Genomic DNA, 15,847 nt, shown 5'->3' with positions numbered 1-15,847 from the left:
TCCCTCGAACCGCAACTTCACGGAGGAACACCCATGGACCTCGAACTCCGGGGCAAGAAGGCCCTGGTCACCGGCGGCACCCGCGGTGTCGGTCGCGGCGTCGTACTGGCGCTCGCCAAGGCCGGTGTCGACGTCATCACCTGCTACCAGCGCGACAGCGACTTCGTCACCTCCCTGGAGAGCGAGCTGAAGGAGATCGGCGGCAACCACCACGTGCTGCGCGCCGACCTCTCCCAGCCCGAGGAGATCGCGGGCCTGCTCGAGCAGGTCGGCGAGCTGACCGGCGGCCGCCTCGACCTCCTGGTCAACAACGCCGGCGCGATCAGCCACGTCCCGTACAAGGACCTGCCGCTCGACGAGTGGAACCGGATCCTCGCCACCAACATCACCGGCGCCCACCTGGTCATCCAGAACGCGCTGCCGCTGCTCGGCGAGGGCTCCTCGGTCGTCTCGATCGGCTCCCGCGCCGTCGACGCCGGCATCCCGCTGCGCGCGCACTACACCACGACGAAGGCCGCGCTCGTGGGCCTGAACCGCTCGCTGGCCAAGGAGTTCGGCTCGCAGGGCATCCGCTTCAACGTGGTCGCGCTCGGTGTCATCGAGACCGAGAACTTCTTCGCGATGCCGCCGGAGCAGCAGAAGCTGATGTCGGAGCGGTACGGCGCGAAGACCGCGCTCGGCCGGCTCGGCACCCCCGACGAGGTGGCCGGCGCCATCCTGTGGCTCGCCAGCGACCTGTCCCGCTACGTCACCGGCAACACGATCGGTGTCGACGGAGGTATCTCCTGATGGCCTTCCGCGTGATGCTCCGCATGGAGATCGAGCCCGGCAAGGAAGCCGATTTCGAGAAGGCCTGGCACGAGGGCACCGAGGCGGTCACCGGTCACCCGGCGAACCTCGGCCAGTCCCTCGCCCGCGAGGACGCCCGCACGGCCGGCGACAAGACCATCTTCGTGATCATCAGCGACTGGACGGACGAGCCGCGCTTCCGCGAGTTCGAGGACAGCCCCGCGCACCTCGAACACCGGGCGACCCTGCACCCCTTCCGCAAGGGCGGCTCCTTCCACGTCATGGAGGTGCTCACCACCATCGAGGGCAAGGCGGCCGCCGATGCCCGGTGAGGTGAGGGTCCTGGTGTACCAGGCGGCCTACGACGAGGAGCAGCTGGCCGCCGTACGGGACGCCTACCACCTGGTCAGCAAGCGGCTCGCGGCGGTCCCCGGCATGCTCGGCAACGAGCTGCTGCGGTCCCCGAGCGATCCGACCGCGCTCGTCGTGGTCAGCCGCTGGGAGTCCATGGCGGCCTTCCAGGTCTGGGAGGAGGGGGCGGACCACCGCGAGGACACCACCCCGCTGCGACCGTTCCGCGACACCCGCACGGGCACCCCCTTCGCCCTCTACGAGGTCGACGCGGCGTACTGACGGCCCCAGGACCCGCCCTCGATGCCGCTCGCCCCGGACTCCCGAACCGGCAGCCCGGCCCCGGAAACGAAAGAGAACTTCCCATGACCAAGCGACAGTTGGCCTTCATCGGCCTGGGCAACATGGGCGGCGGCATGGCCGGCCGCCTGGTGGAGTCCGGGTACGCCCTGACCGTCTACAACCGGACCGCCTCCAAGGCGGCCGGACTCGTCGAGGCGGGGGCGAAGCTCGCCGACGCCCCCGAGCGCGCCGCCGCCGGCCACGACCTCGTCGTGCTGAGCCTCTCCGACGAGAAGGCGGTCGAGGAGATCCTGTTCGGCCGGGTGGTACCCGTACTGGCCCCCGGCACCATCATCGTCGACACCTCGACCGTCTCGCCGGGCTACGCCCGCGAGGCCGCCGACCGCCTGGCGACCAAGGGCCTGAGCCGCGTCGAGGCCTGTGTCGTCGGCAACCCGCTCCAGGCCCGCAAGGGCCAGCTGCGCGTGTACGTCTCCGGCGACCCGGCGGACCTCTACGACGCCCGCCCGGTCCTGGAGGCGATAGGCAGCGAGGTCACGCATGTCGGCGCCCCCGGCAACGCGGCCGCCATGAAACTGATCCTCAACCTGCTGCTCGGCGCCCAGGTCGCCTCGCTCGCCGAAGCCGTCGCCTACGGCACCTCCGCCGGACTCGACCGCGACCAGCTCATCGGCGTCGTGTCGCAGAGCGGATTCAGCTCCATGGTCATGCGCTTCCGCGCCGACCTGATGCTCAAGCGCAGCTACGAACCGGCCTTCTTCCGGTCGGAGCTGATGGAGAAGGACATCCGCATCGCCCTGGAGGCGGCCGCCGAGTACGGCACCCGGATGCCCGTCCTGGACCTCGTACGCGAGCAGTTCGCCTCGATCGTGGCGGCGGGCGACGGCGACAAGGACGCGTCCGTGCTCGTGGAACACCAACCGCAGCAGGGAGTGTGAGGCTGTGCTGAGTACCACCCGGAGCACGCTCCGGAACGCCGATGTCCTCGTGGTCGGCGGGGGGCTCGCAGGGTTGTCCACCGCCGTCTTCCTCGCCCAGCAGGGGGTGGACTGCCTGCTCATCGAGCGGCAGCCCGAGCTCTCCGGGCATCCGCGCGCCCGCGGGGTCCATCCGCGGGCCATGGAGCTGATGCGCTCGGCCGGTGTCGAGCAGGAGATCAGGGCCACCCCCTCGGCCCGCCTGCTCGCCGAGAACTCCGGTGTGGTGACGGCCCGTTCACTGGCCGGGCCGGAACTCGGCACGCTCGACGAGAAGTACGTCATGGACGTGCGGGCCGACATCGGCCTGCTGTCGCCGACCGGCTGGGCCCTGTGCCATCAGGGCGAGCTGGAGGACGTCCTGCGGGGACGCGCCGAACGGCTCGGCGTGGCCCTGCGGTTCAACACCGAGCTGCTCTCCCTCGACCAGGAGGGACCCGAGGGCGAGGAGGTCACCGCGTACGTCAGGGACCGCACCACCGGCGTCGAGCGGGAGATCAAGTCCCGCTACCTCGTCGCGGCGGACGGCGCGCACAGCGTGGTCCGGCAGTCCCTGGGGATCCCCTTCGACGGGGAGGTGCTCGGCCATTACGTGAACGTGCACTTCCGCGCCGACCTGACCGAGCAGCTCGCCGGCCGCCGGTTCCTGATGTGCTACACGTTCAACGAGCAGGTCCGGGGCGCGCTGATGCCCCTCAACAACGCCGACGAGTGGCTGCTGCACATCGTCCACGACCCGGAGTCGGAGCCGCTGGCGTCCTTCACCGCGCAGCGGTGCGCGGCGCTGGTCCGCGCGGCGGCCGGGGTCCCCGACCTCGCACCCGAGATCCTCTCCGTCTCCCCCTGGGAGAGCGCGGCCCGCACGGCCTCCTCGTTCCGCGGTGGCCGGGTCTTCCTGGCCGGGGACGCGGCGCACGTGATGCCGCCCAGCGGCGGTTTCGGTTCCAGTACGGGCATCCAGGACGCGCACAACCTGGCCTGGAAGCTCTCCGCCGTCATCGACGGCTGGGCGGACCCGGCCCTGTTGGACAGCTACGACGAGGAACGCCGCCCGGTCTCCGCCGCGACGGTCGAGCAGGCGGTGCTGCGCTCGAAGGACCGGGTGCGCCTGGACGGCCGCGAACGGGAGCCCGCCCACCCCGACATCGTCGAGGACCCCATGGTCTGGCTGTCCTGGCGGTACAGCTCCTCCGCGGTGACGCACTGGGACGAGGGCATGCTGTCGGGGCACGGAGTGTGGTCCGCGGAGAACTACGGCCGGCCGGGCAGCCGGGCCCCGCACCTGCGCCTGCTGAAGGGCGGCTCGGAGATCTCCGCCCTGGACCTGTTCGGGGACCAGATGGTGCTGCTCACGGGCGCCGACAACCGCCCGTGGCTGGACGCGGCCCGCACGGTCTCGCACGAACTGGGCGTACGGCTGGCGGTGTACGGAGTCGGCTCGGAACTGACCGACCTGGACGACCGCTGGCCGGAGCTGTACGGGGTGACCGCCCAGGGCGCGGTCCTGGTACGGCCCGACGGGGTGGTCGCCTGGCGTTGCGGCGACGCCCCGGTGTTCACCCGCAACACACTGCGCTCCGCCCTGGAGCGCCTGCTGGGAAGGCATGAGGAGAGATGACCCACCGAGTGATCCTGCGCATGGAGATCTTCCCCGAGCTGGTCCGGGACTTCGAGCAGACCTGGTCGGAGATCGGCGAGTCGATCTCCCGCGAGCCGGCGAACCTCGGCCAGACGCTGGTGCGCGACACGGAGGAGGAGGGCGTCTACTGGGTCCTCACGGACTGGGAGGACGAACCGCGCTTCCGTGCCTTCGAGTTGAGCGCCCGCCATGTCGTCCACCGCCAGCGTCTGAAGCCGTACCGCAAGGGCGGCGGCATGAACGTGACGGAGATAGTCCGCCACATCGCCCCCGCCTCGGCAGCCTGACGGCGGTCGTGTCCGGAGTGCCGGCGCCGCGCGGCGTCGGCACTCCGGCGTCTTCCGGCTCGGTGCCCGGCAGCTTCGGGCGGCTGCTCCTGCCGGACCTTCGCGGTGTCGCGAGTCGCCACATGGGCACCGCACTGTTCGGCGTGGGCCCTATCCGGGCGGGGACCTCGAAACCGTTGACTGTGCCGAGCCCCCGCGCGAAGAGGCAGGGCTGCCACAGCCGCACCGGCCTGCTGTGGCGATCGCGTCACCCGGCCCGCACACGCCGACACCGGGAGGCCGGCCCCCTAGGTACGGGGGCCGGCCTCCCGGCGGTGCGCCGAGCGGCGCGGCGGGACGCAGCCGGTCAGAGTGTTGCCACCCCGGCCGACGTGACGAGCAGCGCCAGGACCGCCAGGGCCGTCCGCAGGTGGTGGTAGCGGCGCCACAGCGGGCGCGGGTCCTCCCAGTCCGAGGGGATCGCGGACTCGTCGGTGATCGACTTGACCCGGCGGTTGATCGGCACGTTGCAGAGGTGGGAAACCCCCGAAACCCCCAGTAGCAGCACGGCCGCGGCCCCGAAGAGCAGCCGCGCCGAGCCGTCCGCCAGCACCGCCAGCACACCGTTCACCAGGGTGCTGGCGAGCACGATGACCGGCATCGTGGGATCCCAGTTCCGGCCCAGCAGCTTGTGTGCGTAGATGTACGTACCGGCCGGCATCGCGAAGAGCGCCGGGACGATGCTCAGCGCGACGGCGAACAGCACTCCCGCGGTGACGCCGCTGCCGAGCAGGGCCGCCACACCCAGCACCTCGGTCATGACGCCGGGGCACCCACGGGGTGGGTGTCCACGGTCAGCTGCTGGACACTGCGCATGATCGCGTTGCGGAAGTACTCCGCGAAGGCCCCCGGCGAGGCGGTGTCCCGCTGCTCCGCGAGGAACGGCGCCAGCTTCCCCTCCAGGATGTGGACGCCCTTCTGCGTGGCCATGTGCCGGCCGACCGCCGCGAAGTCGCCCTCGTAGTGGATGACCCGGACGATGTTCTCGTCCTTGACGAACACCGCGGTGCCGAGCAGCCGGCCCTCCGTCTCCCCGGTCTCCCCCGCGAAATCGGGTGTGTCGACCCGCTCGAACGCCGCGAAGATCTCCGCGATCTCGTCCTCGTGGCCGGGCTTCACCTTGTACGTGATGGCTGCGTAGGGCATCAGATTCCTCCGTCGACTTCGATCGTGGTGCCGGTGACGTACGAGGCCGAGTCCCCGGCGAGGTAGAGCACCGCCCCCGCCACGTCCTCCGGCTGCCCGAGGCGCCCCAGGGCCGTCAGCGCCGTGAGCTTGGCGGCGAGCTGCGGAGGCAGTCCGCCGCCCGGCTCCGTCTCGGTGACTCCGGGCGCGACCAGGTTGACCCTGATCCCGCGCGGCCCGAGCTCCTTGGCGAGCGCGCGCGTGAAGCCGACCAGGGCGGCCTTGGAGGTGCTGTAGTGGACGCCGAGCGGCCGGCCCCGCAGGGCCACCGAGGCGCCGATGTTCACGATCGCACCGCCCTCGCCCGTGTCCCCCATGGTCTCCAGCACCGCCTGCGTGACCAGGTACGCCGACGTGGCGTTGTGGTCCAGCACCCGGTGCCACTCCGCCTCGGAGAGCTTGGCGAAGGGAACGTGCCCGTCGACCCCGAGGTTGTTGACCAGCACGTCGACCCCGCCGAGCCGCTCACCGGCCGTCGCGGCCAGCGCCGTGGCGCCTTCGCGCGTGGTCAGATCGGCCTGGACGAGCTCGAACTCCGCGCCGAGCTCATCGAGTTCGGCGCCCAGCGCCTTGGCCTGCTCGCCGTCGTTGCGGTACGAGACGACGAGCCGGGCACCGGACCGGGCGAAGGCGAGAGCCGTCGCCCGGCCGATGCCGCGGGTGCCGCCGGTGACGACGACCCGCTTGCCGGCGAAACCGGCAGGACCCGCGAGACCGTCGGTCACCGTACGGCCCCGGCCCGCGGAGCCGTACGGATCAGGTTGAGCAGCAGCCGGGGGGTCTCCGCCTCCGCGACCGCGTCGTCGTTCAGCACGATGCCGTACGTACGGTTGATCACGCTCGTGACCTGCAGCAGGGCTAGGGAGTCGTAGCCGAAGTCGAGGAACGGGGTGTCCAGGGCCTCGTCGCCCTCGAACGCCATTCCCTCCTCCGGCGCTCCGACGCACTCGAGCAGCAGCTCACCGAGTTCGGACAGGGTTATGTCGCTCACGATGATTCCTCTCAGGAGAATCAGTTGGCCCTCGCCAGCAGCGGAATTCCCGAGGCGCCGGACAGCGTCCGGGTCCCCTCCAGGTCGAGCTGCGGCGAAGAGTCGAGGACCGCTCGGTGCAGGTACTCGATGCTGTGTGAGGGGTCGAGCCCCAGACTCTGGTTGAGGGAGGCGCGCAGCTGCCGGTAGACGACCAGGGAGTCACTGCGCCGCCCGGCCCGGTACAGCGCGAGCATCAGCTGCTCGTGCAGGGCCTCGTGCAGGGGGTGCCGGGCGGTGAGCCCGGACAGTTCGCCGATGAGTTCATGGTGGCGGCCCAGCCTCAAATCCGCCTCGATTCGGCGGTGAAGCACGCTCATGCGCGACTCGTCCAGGCGGGTGGCCTCGACTTCGAGGTACACCCCGCACTGGACGTCGGCCAGCGCCCGCCCGTGCCACAGGGAGAGGGCGCGTCCGAAGTACGCGGAGGCCTGCTGCCAGTCCCCGTGGTCGAGGGCGCGGTGGCCCGCGGAGGACAGCGCGTCGAACTCCTGCGCGTCGATGAGCCCGCCCTGGGTGTCCAGCCGGTAGCCGCCCGGCTCGGTGACCAGGACGCTCTTGGCCCCGCGGGGCAGTCCGGCACCGGCCGGCTCCTCGGACAGCGCGGCGCCGATGAGGTGGCGGATCTGAAGGATGTAGGTCTGCAGGGTGGTCTGCACACTGCGCGGCGGGCTCTCTCCCCATACCTCCTCCACCAGCGAGGCCACCGAGACGACCTCGTCGGCCTGGAGGGCGAGCAGCGCGAAGACCTTGCGCGGCTTGACGGCGGTCAGGTGAAGGGGAACACCGGACTGAGTGGCTCGGAATGGACCGAGCACGCTGATGTCCATACCTTGAACAGCTCCTCGTGGTTGGGGGTGGGGATCGCCTCGGTGATGCGTCTCGGTGAGGGGCCGCACGGCTGCGCCCCGGTGAGCGGCTCAGCTCGCCGCGGCCGGAAGCGGCGGAGCTTCGGCGAGCACCGATTCGGGGTGCAGCGCCTCCCCGACGAGACGGGGCAGTTCCTCGCCGCGTACGAAGAAGTGGTGGGCACCGGGCAGGGTCCACATGCGGAACCCCGCTGTCGTGCAGTGGGCCCAGGCGCTGACCTCGGCCGGGGAGACCAGCGGGTCCTCCGATCCCGCGAAGGCCCTGACGGGGCAGGGCAACGGAACGACCGGCGCGGACCGCAGACTGCGGGCCAGCAGCAGATCGGCCCGCAGGGTGTCCAGGGTGAGTCTGAGCCAGCCGGGCCGCGCGAGCAGCTCCCGCGGCAGGCTGTCCTCGTCCCCGAGGGCCCTGATCAGCTCTTCGTCCGGGGCCTCGGGCCGCAGGGCGCGGGCGCCGTCGAGCAGGGCGGAGGGCAGCTGGGGTGCGGGGCTGGCGCCGGCCAGCAGCATCAGTGGCGGGCGCCGGCCGGTGCGCACGAGGTGGGTGGCGAACCGGTACGCGACCATCGCGCCCAGGCTGTGCCCGTAGAAGGCGTAGGGTTCCGGCTCGTCCAGGAGCTCCCCGAGGTCTTCGGTGAGCGACTGGACCAGTTGGTCGCCGTCGGTGATGCGGGGCTCCCGCACCCGGGACTCCCGGCCGGGTAGCCGTACCGGCAGTACGGAGACTTCGGGCCCGACGGCCCGCTTCCACCCGGCGAAGGTCATGGCGCCGGCGCCCGCGTGGTGGAAGCAGAACAGCCGGATTCCAGCCGGACCGGCCGGCGGACGGACCGCGAGGAAACGAGGCATCCGGGCTCCCCTTCCGAAACTCACCGGTCCGCGGTTGACATCTGGCCAACTGCGGGATCAGAGAGTCACCGCCGGTCCTCGCCCCCCGCTCAACTGGCGCTGGAGCGGGGGTCAGTGAGGACTGGAAGCAGGGGCAGCACTCCGGAGGATCGGCGCCGGGCTTCGAATCCGGGGTCGTAGAGGGCGGCGCTGACCGTGTAGGAGTCGGCCGCCTGCCAGCTGTGGAAGGACCATTCCCAGCCGGTTCCCGGCGTCCCGTCGGGCCGGAGCATCCGTACCGCCTGGTCGTGCCGGCCGAAGCCGAACTCGGTGAAGCGGAAGCGCAGCCCCTGGCCGATGGCCTTGCTGTAGGCCTCCTTGAGGGTCCACAGGCGCACCAGCTCCCGGTTGCGCTGCTCCAGCGGCACCTCCTCCAGCGCTTCCAGCTCGTACGGGGTGCAGACCTGCCGTTCCGTGCCGAGGCCGAGCATCCTGCGGTCCGTGAACTCGGTGTCCACGCCGATCCGGCCGAACCGGGTCAGGCCCACGACGAGCAGGTCATCGGTATGGCTGAGGCTGACGTCGAGCTGGTCGATCCCGCGCAGGTGCGGGCGTCCGCCGATCTTGTACGCGAGTTCCAGCTCGCTGGGCCGCGTGCCCAGTACGGCGCTGGCCGCCGATTTCACCAGCAGCCTGGAGGCGACGAACCGGGACCGGTTCTGGGCATGGGTCATCCGCCGCATCCGTCGGTGGTCGGAGCCGAGGTCGGCGGCCAGAGCGGGCGCGTCCAGGTCCCGCGGCAGCCAGTCCCCGACGGCCGCGTAGACGACACAGCTGCCGCGGGTGGCCACCTCGCTGCACACCGGCTGCCAGGAGTCCGCGGGCCCCCGCTGCCGCAGCGGACGCATCACCGAATGCGCGGGGCCGTCCGCCGGGCGGTCCATCACGCCACCGTGAGCCGTGTGGGGCGCCCGACGCGGCGGGCGGGGTCGGCGACGGGCCGGCTGGGCCGCGGGGAAAGCGGACTCCCCGGCACCCGTCCGATCTCATCCCACACCGCTTGCGCCACCGCTGAGTTGCTCATCGTCGTACCTCCAGGGTTGTACGTCAGCTGCCGATCGCGGTCGCGTACAAGTCGTAGCTGCGGGCGTCGTCGAAGCGGTGCAGAAGCTCGGTGAGCAGGCGCTCCTCGCCGAGCGGCAGGATGCGGGCCGCGGACTGGTCGAGCCGGCCGGCGATCCGGGTCAGCGCCATCGCGACCCACGCGGGGTCCGCGAGGAACCCCCCGGTCTCGCGCTGGTGGCGCCAGACGCCGAGGCAGGCCGAGCCCGCGGCGATCAGCGCGTACCGGTCGGCCATGGCGTACGCGCGGGGGCTCACGGGACGGCCCCTCGGGCGGGCGGTCAGCGCCGCGCAGGAGTCCAGGAGCTCGCGCACCTGCTCGGTGAGCGCCGCGGTGGCGCCGGCGAGCGCCTCTCCCAGCTGTCCGCCGACGGCTGCCGCGTATCGCGCCGAATGCGCCAGTGAGGCGAGCAGCGAATCGCCCTCGGGGACGGGGACGTCCGCCTCCTGCCAGTAGGGGGGGAGGTCGGCGTCGAACGGCCGGAACAGGGCGGCGGGCGCCTCCGCTCCGCAGGACGCGGGCAGCTCCGGCAACCGCAGCAGCTGGGCGATGATCACCGCCCGGCTGGCGGCGGTGCCCGCGCTGCCGAGGCCGATCATCGGCAGATCGCGGGCCGCCTTCTGGAACATCCCGTAACTCCCGCTCCGGGTGTAGGACTCGGCGCCGAGCACGATCGACAGGTCGTAGGCGGCCTCGTTGAGCACGGTCGGAAGGAGGTACTTGGCGACCGCCCCCAACAGCCGGCTCTCGCCGGGCAGCAGATGCACCGAACGGGTGGCCACCAGCGAGACGCAGTCGCAGATCAGCAGATCCGTGAAGGCGTCCACCAGGGCGGTGCGGGTCCGGGCCGTGTGCAGCGAGGCCCGGCTGCGGGAGCGGTGCGAGCGCGCGAAGGCCGTCGTCGTGCGCAGCGCGGTGTCGGCGCAGCCCAGCGCCATGGAAAGGCCGGTGCTGCGAGTCAGCGGGAAGGCCCGTTCCGCGAGCCGCGAGCCCGCGCCGGCCGCCCCGATCACCATCCCGCGGTCGACGTGGTACCCGTCGAACTCCAGTCCCTGGACCGCGCAGCCCCGGATGCCGACGGTCCGGCGCCGGGGCGTAAGACCCAGGTTCGCGCCGCCCGGGCTGTCGGGGCCCGGTAGCAGGAAGGCGGTCAGCTCCCCCTCCTCGGCGCCCGGGGTGTGCGCGAACAACACCAGCGACTGGGCGGAGGCCGCGCCGTTGAGGGCCTCCTTGCGGCCGGACAGCAGATAGCCGTCGCCGTCCGGCCGCGCGGTGAGCCGATTGGCCAGGAAATCGTTGCCCTGGGCCGGCTCCGGGTAGGCGCACGCCATCCGGCCGCCGCCCAGCAGCAGTTCCGCGGTGTCCCGGCGCTGGTCCCGCGTACCGTCCGCCCAGATGATGACGGACGCCATGTAGGAGTTCAGTCCGTAGCCGAGACCCAGTGCCGCGTCCCGCCGGAACACCGCGCGCAGCACCCGGGACAGGGCGTCGAGCCGGTCGAGCCTGCCCCCGAGCTCCCTGGGTACGAACTCGGCGTTGAGGCCGAACCGGTCGAGCAGCCGCTCGGCGGCCGGCAGCAGCCGGCCGCGCTCGTCGGCGGCGAGGAACTGTTCCGCGCCCATCGGGTTCCCCGGGTCGTCAAGATCACCGAAGTCTTGTTCGAGTTGCGCGATGCGTCCCTGAACGGCGGCCTCCGAGGAGTCCGCCCTGTTCGCCACCGTCGTCATGGCTGCTCTCCGTCCTCGTGTGCGGCCCGCGGGTTCCTGCTTAACCGGCACGGCTCAAGAGGCCCTCAAGGTCTCCCGGTCAGGCTGAAACCGATCGCCGCTGCCGGGCACCACCGGCTCGCCCATCGGATGGGGGACAACGGTTCCGTCGTGGCCGTACTGAAGGTGGTATTGACCGGCCGGCAACCACAGGGTTCCGTAGATCACCAGGGCGTTCCACAACGGCCTCAGCAGCCGCCTGCGCACCAGGCCGGCGAACGTGCGGGGGTGCGTGGCGGTCTGCGTGGCGGTGTGCGTGCTCGAATCGGACATGGTCGTTACTTCCCTTCTGAACAGCGGGAGGGCACGGTCGTCCCGACGGCTCGGCGGAGCCTTGAGGAACCCTCGCGCGCGCTCGCGTTCGAGCGGGACTCAAGTGGGGTGTGCTGAGATGCAGAGTCGATCCACGTGCAGGAAAGCAGGAGGGGGTCCGGCCGATGTCCCAGCGTGAGCGCGGCCCGCAGGTGACGGTCATCGAGCGCCTGACGACTCCCCTCGATCCCGCCGAGTTCGAGCGGGAGCTGGTCGCGTACGCCCGCCGCCGGGAAGGCCACAAGGGCTTCGAGGCCCTGGTGACGGCCGAGTCCATCACGCGTCCCGGTACGTATCTGCACCTCGACCGGTGGAACTCCCTGGACCGGATGCTCCAGGTGTCGCACGAGGGCGGCGAGTCGGCCGCCCGGCTGACCGGCCTCGGTTCCGGTACGGCCGTGCAGAGCGAACTCATGGTCAGCGCGGGCCGGATGACCGCCCGCGGCAAGCTCGTGGACGCCGCGTGCGTCGTCTTCGTACACGCCGTGTTGGAGGGCGAAGCGGAGCAGTTCGAGCTGGACTTCGGCGCCCTGGTCGGGCAGTGCGTACCGGATGCGGGTTTCGGGGGCAGCTATCTGCTGCGCTCCGCAGCTGATCCACGCGCGTATACCGGAATGCTGTGGTGGCTGGATCCCGAAGGGTGCGAGCAGGTGCGGTCCGGAGCCGGCTACCTGGACCGTCTGACGAAGCTCTCGGCCTCGGCGCGGATCACCGAGGAGCCGGCCCGGCTGCTCTGGGCCGCCTGAGCGGCGGCTCGAGCGGATGCCTTGCCGCACTCCGCCCGTACTCCAGCCGCGCTCCTGTCGCGCTCCTGTCGCACACGCACCCGACTGCGAGTGCCCTGCGAGCGCGAAGGCGCAGCATCGTACGCATGGATGAGTCCAACGATGCGCAGATCCGTTTCGCCGTTCTGCGAGGACGGCCGGACGCCGTGGAACTCGCCGCGCTGACCGCCGTACTGTGCGCCCGGCTGCGGGCCCCCGGTGCGGACCAGGCCGGAGAGGACGGGACCACGACGCCCACCGCGCCCTGGGGCGGCACGAGCCGCCGCCGCCCGCGCGTCGGGTGGGCCACCCACACCTGATCCCCCGGACCCCTCGCGCAACCGGGCAACCGGAGAACCGGAGAACCGGTCGGAGGGTCCCAGTGACGGTCGAGCGTCCTGAGCGAGGGTCGAGCGGCCTTCGAGACGGCGCACCTACGTTCCTGCTCCGGGCGGAGCGGGCACCGAGGCGCAGCGTGCTTGCCGCGCCCACATGACATTGCCAGGGGGACCCGGAAATGGCCGACTATTACCACAATTTCACCGAACTGATGCTCGACAGGGCCCGGCAGGCGCCCGACCGTGACGCGTTGCTCCTCCTTCCGGAGAGCGACGAGCGCGGCCGCCCCGCCTCGGTGTCGTACCGGGCACTGGACGCCGCCGCCCGCCAGCTCGCCGGCTGGCTTCAGGAGCGCGGCGCCGCCGGAGAGCGGGTGCTGCTGCTGCACGCCTCCCGCCGCCAGTTCACCGTCTCCTTCCTGGCCTGCTTGTACTCGGGCGCCATCGCCGTCCCGGTCCCCGTGTCCGGGGGCCGCAGCCACCACGAGGAGCGGGTCGCCGGGATCGTCAAGGAGTCCGCCCCCTGCGCGGTCCTCACCGATGCCGCGCTGGCCCCCGACGTCTCCCGGCTGCTGGCCCTCCAGGGTCACGGCCACGTCCTGTGCCTCGCCGCCGACGCGGTGCCCGGACACGCCGAATGGCGGCTGCCGGACCTCGGCCGGCACACGGTGGCCTATCTCCAGTACACCTCGGGATCCACCGGCAGCCCGCGCGGAGTGGTCGTCACCCACGGGAACCTGCTGTCCAACCAGGAAACGCTGGGCCGGCTGCTGGGCACGGGCCCCGGCGCCCGCATCGGCGGCTGGCTGCCGCTGCACCACGACATGGGCCTGGTCGGACAGTTGCTGCACCCGCTGTGGCTCGGCGGCACCTCGGTGCTGCTGACGCCCGAGGCCTTCGTCAAACGCCCCGTCCGCTGGCTGGAAGCCATCAGCCGGTACGGCATCGAGGTCAGCGGCGCCCCCGACTTCGCGTACGAGCTGTGCGTCCGCCGGATCACCGACGAGCAGCTCGCCGGGCTCGACCTGTCCCGCTGGCGGGTCGCCGTCTCCGGCGGGGAGCCGGTGGGCTCCGGGACCCGCCGCGCCTTCACCGAGCGCTTCGCCTGCACCGGGCTCCGCCCCGGGACGATGCGTGCGGCGTACGGCCTCGCGGAAGCCACGCTGCTCGTCACGGGGGGCCCCGCCGCGGACTCCGCCGCGGACGAGGAACTCACGGTGGACGCCGAGTCACTGGAACAGCACAAGCTGCGCGGGCCGCGCCCCGGCAAGCCGGTCCGCGCCCTGGTCTCCTGTGGCACGCCCGACACGACCACGACCACGACGGCGGCGACCGGGGCGACCGGGGCGACGACGGTGAGGATCGTCGATCCCGAGACGCTCGAAGAGCTCCCGGACGGCGAGATCGGCGAGATCTGGGTCGCCGGACCCGGAGTCGCACAGGGCTACTGGCGCGACCGCGCGGCCACGGCGGAGCGCTTCGAGGCCTCGACGGGCGGCGTGGGCAACCACCTGCGGACAGGGGACCTGGGTGTCCTGCACAACGGAAGTCTCCATGTGACCGGCAGGCTGCGGGACATGATCGTGGTCGCCGGACGCAATCTGTACCCGCAGGATCTCGAGAACGCGGTGCAGCGGATCAGCACCCTGTTCGGCACGGGTACGGCGTTCGCCATACCCGCCGAACGCGAACGCGTCGTCGTGGTGCAGGAGCTGCGCACACGCGAGCGCTACGCACTCGACCTCGAGGCGGTCGCCAAGGAAGTGCAGCGCTGCCTCGCCAAGGAGTTCGACATCGCGGTGGGCGGGGTGGTGCTGGTGCGTCCCGGCACGGTTCGGCGAACCACCAGCGGGAAGGTGGAGCGCGCTGCGATGCGCCGGCTGTTCCTCAGCGGCGGCATCCAGCCCCTGTACCAGCATCTCGACAAGGAACTGATGGCACCGGCCGGGTCGTCGCGCTAGTCGCGGCCAGTACGGCCATCGAGTCGGAAGGGAGCTGGACGTGAACGCGGATGCACCGGGCGAACCCGACGAGCGGGTTTTCGCGACGTGGCTCGCCGAGCGGATCGGCGGGTACGCACGACGGGAAGTCCCTCAGGACGAGCCGCTGTCCGAATGGGGGCTCGACTCGGTCGGCCTGCTCGGACTGTACGGCGACATCGAGGAGAGGTTCGGCCCGCTGCTGGAACCCGCGGACATCTGGGCCCATCCCACCATCCGCGATCTGGCCCGCTTCCTCGCGATACGGGACGGCATGGGGCGGCGCCGCGGACAGGTGCGCGCCGCGTTCGTGTTCACCGGGCAGGGCTCCCAGCACCCGCGGATGACCGCCGCACTGTACGAGCACCTGTCGGGCTACCGGCATCACCTCGCGGTGGCCGACGCGGCGATCCGCCCCTACCTCGGCAGGTCCGTCACCGAGCTGATCCTCGACGGCGATCCGCGGGTGCACCAGACGGCGCTGACCCAGCCGGCGCTGTTCGCGGTCGAGTACGCGCTGGCGATGACGCTGCTGGAGGAGGAGCAGGTCCGCCCGGTCGCCGTACTGGGCCACGGCATCGGCGAGATGGCCGCGGCCACCGTCTCCGGCGCGCTGACGCTGCAGGACGCGGCCCGGCTGGTGTGCTTCCGAGGCTTGTACATGCAGTACCTGCCCACCGGGGGCGGGATGATGGCGACCTGCGCCGATCCCTTCGAGGCCGCCGAGGCCAGCGCGAGCGAGCCCGGCGTGTCCATCGGAGCCTTCAACGCGGCGCGGGCGACCGTGCTGTCCGGCGAGATCGAGGGGTTGGAGCGGGTACGGGAGCGGCTGGCTTCGGTCGGGATCGCGAGCGCCTTCCTCCAGGTGACCCACGCCTTCCACTCCCCTCTGATGGAACCGGTGGCCCCGCGCTTCGAGGCCGCCGCCCGGCATCTGGTGGGTGCCCGGCCCAACGTGCCGTACTACTCCACGGTGTACGGGCGCAGGATCGAGGAACCGCTGGACGCCGCGTACTGGACGGCGCAGATCACCTCTCCGGTGCGGTTCGTCGACGCGGCGCGGCAGATGTTCGCCCAGCAGGCCCCGAGCCATGTCGTGGAGATCGGCCCCAAGGCGGTTCTGACGCCGTTCCTCCGGCGGATGGCCGGTTCGAGGGGGGCCCGGTGTCTGGCGGTCTGCCGCGGACCCGAGACGAACGCGGTGGACCTGGCCGGGGTCCTTTCCGCGCTCAACGCGGGCCCGCTGGGCCTGGGATGAGCGCGACGGG

19 protein-coding genes are annotated in these 15,847 nt (G+C 71.7%); 10 read left to right on the top strand and 9 right to left on the bottom strand.

All coding sequences use genetic code 11. The features are described from left to right. Positions 1-33: 33 nt before the first annotated feature. From AC6CKD_RS34655 to AC6CKD_RS34630, 6 genes are all read left to right on the top strand, one after another. On the top strand, positions 34-789 hold the full coding sequence (locus AC6CKD_RS34655; RefSeq protein WP_498332907.1) for an SDR family NAD(P)-dependent oxidoreductase: 756 nt from the start codon (positions 34-36) through the stop codon (positions 787-789). Then, a complete protein-coding gene (locus tag AC6CKD_RS34650) occupies positions 789-1,121 on the top strand; it encodes an antibiotic biosynthesis monooxygenase family protein (RefSeq protein WP_453388338.1) in 333 nt (110 codons plus the stop codon). Before AC6CKD_RS34655 ends, AC6CKD_RS34650 begins: the two co-directional genes overlap by 1 nt. After that, a complete protein-coding gene (locus AC6CKD_RS34645) occupies positions 1,111-1,422 on the top strand; it encodes an antibiotic biosynthesis monooxygenase family protein (protein WP_498332900.1) in 312 nt (103 codons plus the stop codon). Before AC6CKD_RS34650 ends, AC6CKD_RS34645 begins: the two co-directional genes overlap by 11 nt. An 83-nt stretch (positions 1,423-1,505) precedes the next feature. Beyond that, positions 1,506-2,381, top strand: coding sequence for an NAD(P)-dependent oxidoreductase (locus tag AC6CKD_RS34640; protein ID WP_498332895.1), 876 nt, complete (start codon positions 1,506-1,508; stop codon positions 2,379-2,381). Positions 2,382-2,385: 4 nt separating this feature from the next. Continuing rightward, entirely contained in the window at positions 2,386-4,038 is a 1,653-nt protein-coding gene (locus tag AC6CKD_RS34635; RefSeq protein ID WP_498332891.1) for an FAD-dependent oxidoreductase, read from the top strand. Further along, positions 4,035-4,346 carry an antibiotic biosynthesis monooxygenase family protein gene (locus tag AC6CKD_RS34630; protein WP_498332887.1) on the top strand — a complete coding sequence of 104 codons (312 nt, stop codon included), beginning with the start codon at positions 4,035-4,037 and terminating at the stop codon, positions 4,344-4,346. Before AC6CKD_RS34635 ends, AC6CKD_RS34630 begins: the two co-directional genes overlap by 4 nt. Positions 4,347-4,692: 346 nt before the next feature. Here AC6CKD_RS34630 and AC6CKD_RS34625 read toward each other — a convergent pair whose 3' ends face one another. The 9 genes from AC6CKD_RS34625 to AC6CKD_RS34585 all read right to left on the bottom strand — a co-directional run bounded on the left by AC6CKD_RS34625 (position 4,693) and on the right by AC6CKD_RS34585 (position 11,459). Beyond that, positions 4,693-5,145, bottom strand: a complete 453-nt coding sequence (locus tag AC6CKD_RS34625; RefSeq protein ID WP_498332885.1) for an anthrone oxygenase family protein — start codon at positions 5,143-5,145, stop codon at positions 4,693-4,695. After that, positions 5,142-5,531, bottom strand: a complete 390-nt coding sequence (locus AC6CKD_RS34620) for a SchA/CurD-like domain-containing protein (protein WP_498332883.1) — start codon at positions 5,529-5,531, stop codon at positions 5,142-5,144. The genes AC6CKD_RS34625 and AC6CKD_RS34620 overlap by 4 nt, the downstream gene beginning before the upstream one ends. After that, a complete protein-coding gene (locus tag AC6CKD_RS34615; RefSeq protein ID WP_498332879.1) occupies positions 5,531-6,295 on the bottom strand; it encodes an SDR family NAD(P)-dependent oxidoreductase in 765 nt (254 codons plus the stop codon). The genes AC6CKD_RS34620 and AC6CKD_RS34615 overlap by 1 nt, the downstream gene beginning before the upstream one ends. Beyond that, positions 6,292-6,561, bottom strand: coding sequence for an acyl carrier protein (locus tag AC6CKD_RS34610; RefSeq protein WP_498332876.1), 270 nt, complete (start codon positions 6,559-6,561; stop codon positions 6,292-6,294). The genes AC6CKD_RS34615 and AC6CKD_RS34610 overlap by 4 nt, the downstream gene beginning before the upstream one ends. A gap of 20 nt (positions 6,562-6,581) precedes the next feature. Further along, complete coding sequence (locus AC6CKD_RS34605) at positions 6,582-7,430, bottom strand: AfsR/SARP family transcriptional regulator (protein WP_498332874.1); 849 nt, start codon at positions 7,428-7,430, stop codon at positions 6,582-6,584. A 90-nt stretch (positions 7,431-7,520) separates the two neighbouring features. Further along, a complete protein-coding gene (locus AC6CKD_RS34600) occupies positions 7,521-8,318 on the bottom strand; it encodes a thioesterase II family protein (RefSeq protein WP_498332872.1) in 798 nt (265 codons plus the stop codon). An 89-nt stretch (positions 8,319-8,407) separates the two neighbouring features. Beyond that, positions 8,408-9,241 carry a 4'-phosphopantetheinyl transferase family protein gene (locus AC6CKD_RS34595; RefSeq protein WP_498332870.1) on the bottom strand — a complete coding sequence of 278 codons (834 nt, stop codon included), beginning with the start codon at positions 9,239-9,241 and terminating at the stop codon, positions 8,408-8,410. A 163-nt stretch (positions 9,242-9,404) separates the two neighbouring features. After that, on the bottom strand, positions 9,405-11,147 hold the full coding sequence (locus AC6CKD_RS34590; protein ID WP_498332868.1) for an acyl-CoA dehydrogenase family protein: 1,743 nt from the start codon (positions 11,145-11,147) through the stop codon (positions 9,405-9,407). 54 nt (positions 11,148-11,201) lie between these two features. Then, a complete protein-coding gene (locus AC6CKD_RS34585) occupies positions 11,202-11,459 on the bottom strand; it encodes a hypothetical protein (RefSeq protein WP_498332866.1) in 258 nt (85 codons plus the stop codon). A gap of 164 nt (positions 11,460-11,623) precedes the next feature. Between AC6CKD_RS34585 and AC6CKD_RS34580 the strand changes: the two genes are divergently transcribed. The 4 genes from AC6CKD_RS34580 (at position 11,624) to AC6CKD_RS34565 (ending at position 15,837) form a co-directional block, all read left to right on the top strand. Then, the gene (locus tag AC6CKD_RS34580) at positions 11,624-12,244 is read left to right on the top strand and encodes a hypothetical protein (protein ID WP_498332865.1); all 621 of its coding nucleotides are present in this window, start codon (positions 11,624-11,626) and stop codon (positions 12,242-12,244) included. A gap of 125 nt (positions 12,245-12,369) precedes the next feature. Then, positions 12,370-12,582, top strand: coding sequence for an acyl-CoA carboxylase subunit epsilon (locus AC6CKD_RS34575; RefSeq protein WP_498332863.1), 213 nt, complete (start codon positions 12,370-12,372; stop codon positions 12,580-12,582). 197 nt (positions 12,583-12,779) lie between these two features. Continuing rightward, positions 12,780-14,561 (top strand): fatty acyl-AMP ligase, encoded by a 1,782-nt coding sequence (locus AC6CKD_RS34570; protein ID WP_498332861.1) that lies wholly within the window; start codon positions 12,780-12,782, stop codon positions 14,559-14,561. Positions 14,562-14,601: 40 nt separating this feature from the next. Next, positions 14,602-15,837: an acyltransferase domain-containing protein gene (locus tag AC6CKD_RS34565; protein WP_498332860.1), complete on the top strand. Its 1,236-nt coding sequence runs from the start codon at positions 14,602-14,604 to the stop codon at positions 15,835-15,837. The last annotated feature ends 10 nt before the right edge of the window (positions 15,838-15,847 follow it).

This window comes from Streptomyces sp. GQ60 (genome assembly GCF_059758875.1).
This window is presented reverse-complemented; position numbering and strand designations above follow the sequence as displayed.

Excerpts from the sequence above, each read along its gene's own strand:
- AC6CKD_RS34655 (WP_498332907.1), top strand. The coding sequence starts at position 34 with ATGGACCTCGAACTCCGGGGCAAGAAGGCCCTGGTCACCGGCGGCACC.
- AC6CKD_RS34650 (WP_453388338.1), top strand. The coding sequence starts at position 789 with ATGGCCTTCCGCGTGATGCTCCGCATGGAGATCGAGCCCGGCAAGGAA.
- AC6CKD_RS34645 (WP_498332900.1), top strand. The coding sequence starts at position 1,111 with ATGCCCGGTGAGGTGAGGGTCCTGGTGTACCAGGCGGCCTACGACGAG.
- AC6CKD_RS34640 (WP_498332895.1), top strand. The coding sequence starts at position 1,506 with ATGACCAAGCGACAGTTGGCCTTCATCGGCCTGGGCAACATGGGCGGC.
- AC6CKD_RS34630 (WP_498332887.1), top strand. The coding sequence starts at position 4,035 with ATGACCCACCGAGTGATCCTGCGCATGGAGATCTTCCCCGAGCTGGTC.
- AC6CKD_RS34625 (WP_498332885.1), bottom strand. The coding sequence starts at position 5,145 with ATGACCGAGGTGCTGGGTGTGGCGGCCCTGCTCGGCAGCGGCGTCACC.
- AC6CKD_RS34620 (WP_498332883.1), bottom strand. The coding sequence starts at position 5,531 with ATGCCCTACGCAGCCATCACGTACAAGGTGAAGCCCGGCCACGAGGAC.
- AC6CKD_RS34605 (WP_498332874.1), bottom strand. The coding sequence starts at position 7,430 with ATGGACATCAGCGTGCTCGGTCCATTCCGAGCCACTCAGTCCGGTGTT.
- AC6CKD_RS34600 (WP_498332872.1), bottom strand. The coding sequence starts at position 8,318 with ATGCCTCGTTTCCTCGCGGTCCGTCCGCCGGCCGGTCCGGCTGGAATC.
- AC6CKD_RS34595 (WP_498332870.1), bottom strand. The coding sequence starts at position 9,241 with ATGGACCGCCCGGCGGACGGCCCCGCGCATTCGGTGATGCGTCCGCTG.
- AC6CKD_RS34590 (WP_498332868.1), bottom strand. The coding sequence starts at position 11,147 with ATGACGACGGTGGCGAACAGGGCGGACTCCTCGGAGGCCGCCGTTCAG.
- AC6CKD_RS34585 (WP_498332866.1), bottom strand. The coding sequence starts at position 11,459 with ATGTCCGATTCGAGCACGCACACCGCCACGCAGACCGCCACGCACCCC.
- AC6CKD_RS34580 (WP_498332865.1), top strand. The coding sequence starts at position 11,624 with ATGTCCCAGCGTGAGCGCGGCCCGCAGGTGACGGTCATCGAGCGCCTG.
- AC6CKD_RS34575 (WP_498332863.1), top strand. The coding sequence starts at position 12,370 with ATGGATGAGTCCAACGATGCGCAGATCCGTTTCGCCGTTCTGCGAGGA.
- AC6CKD_RS34570 (WP_498332861.1), top strand. The coding sequence starts at position 12,780 with ATGGCCGACTATTACCACAATTTCACCGAACTGATGCTCGACAGGGCC.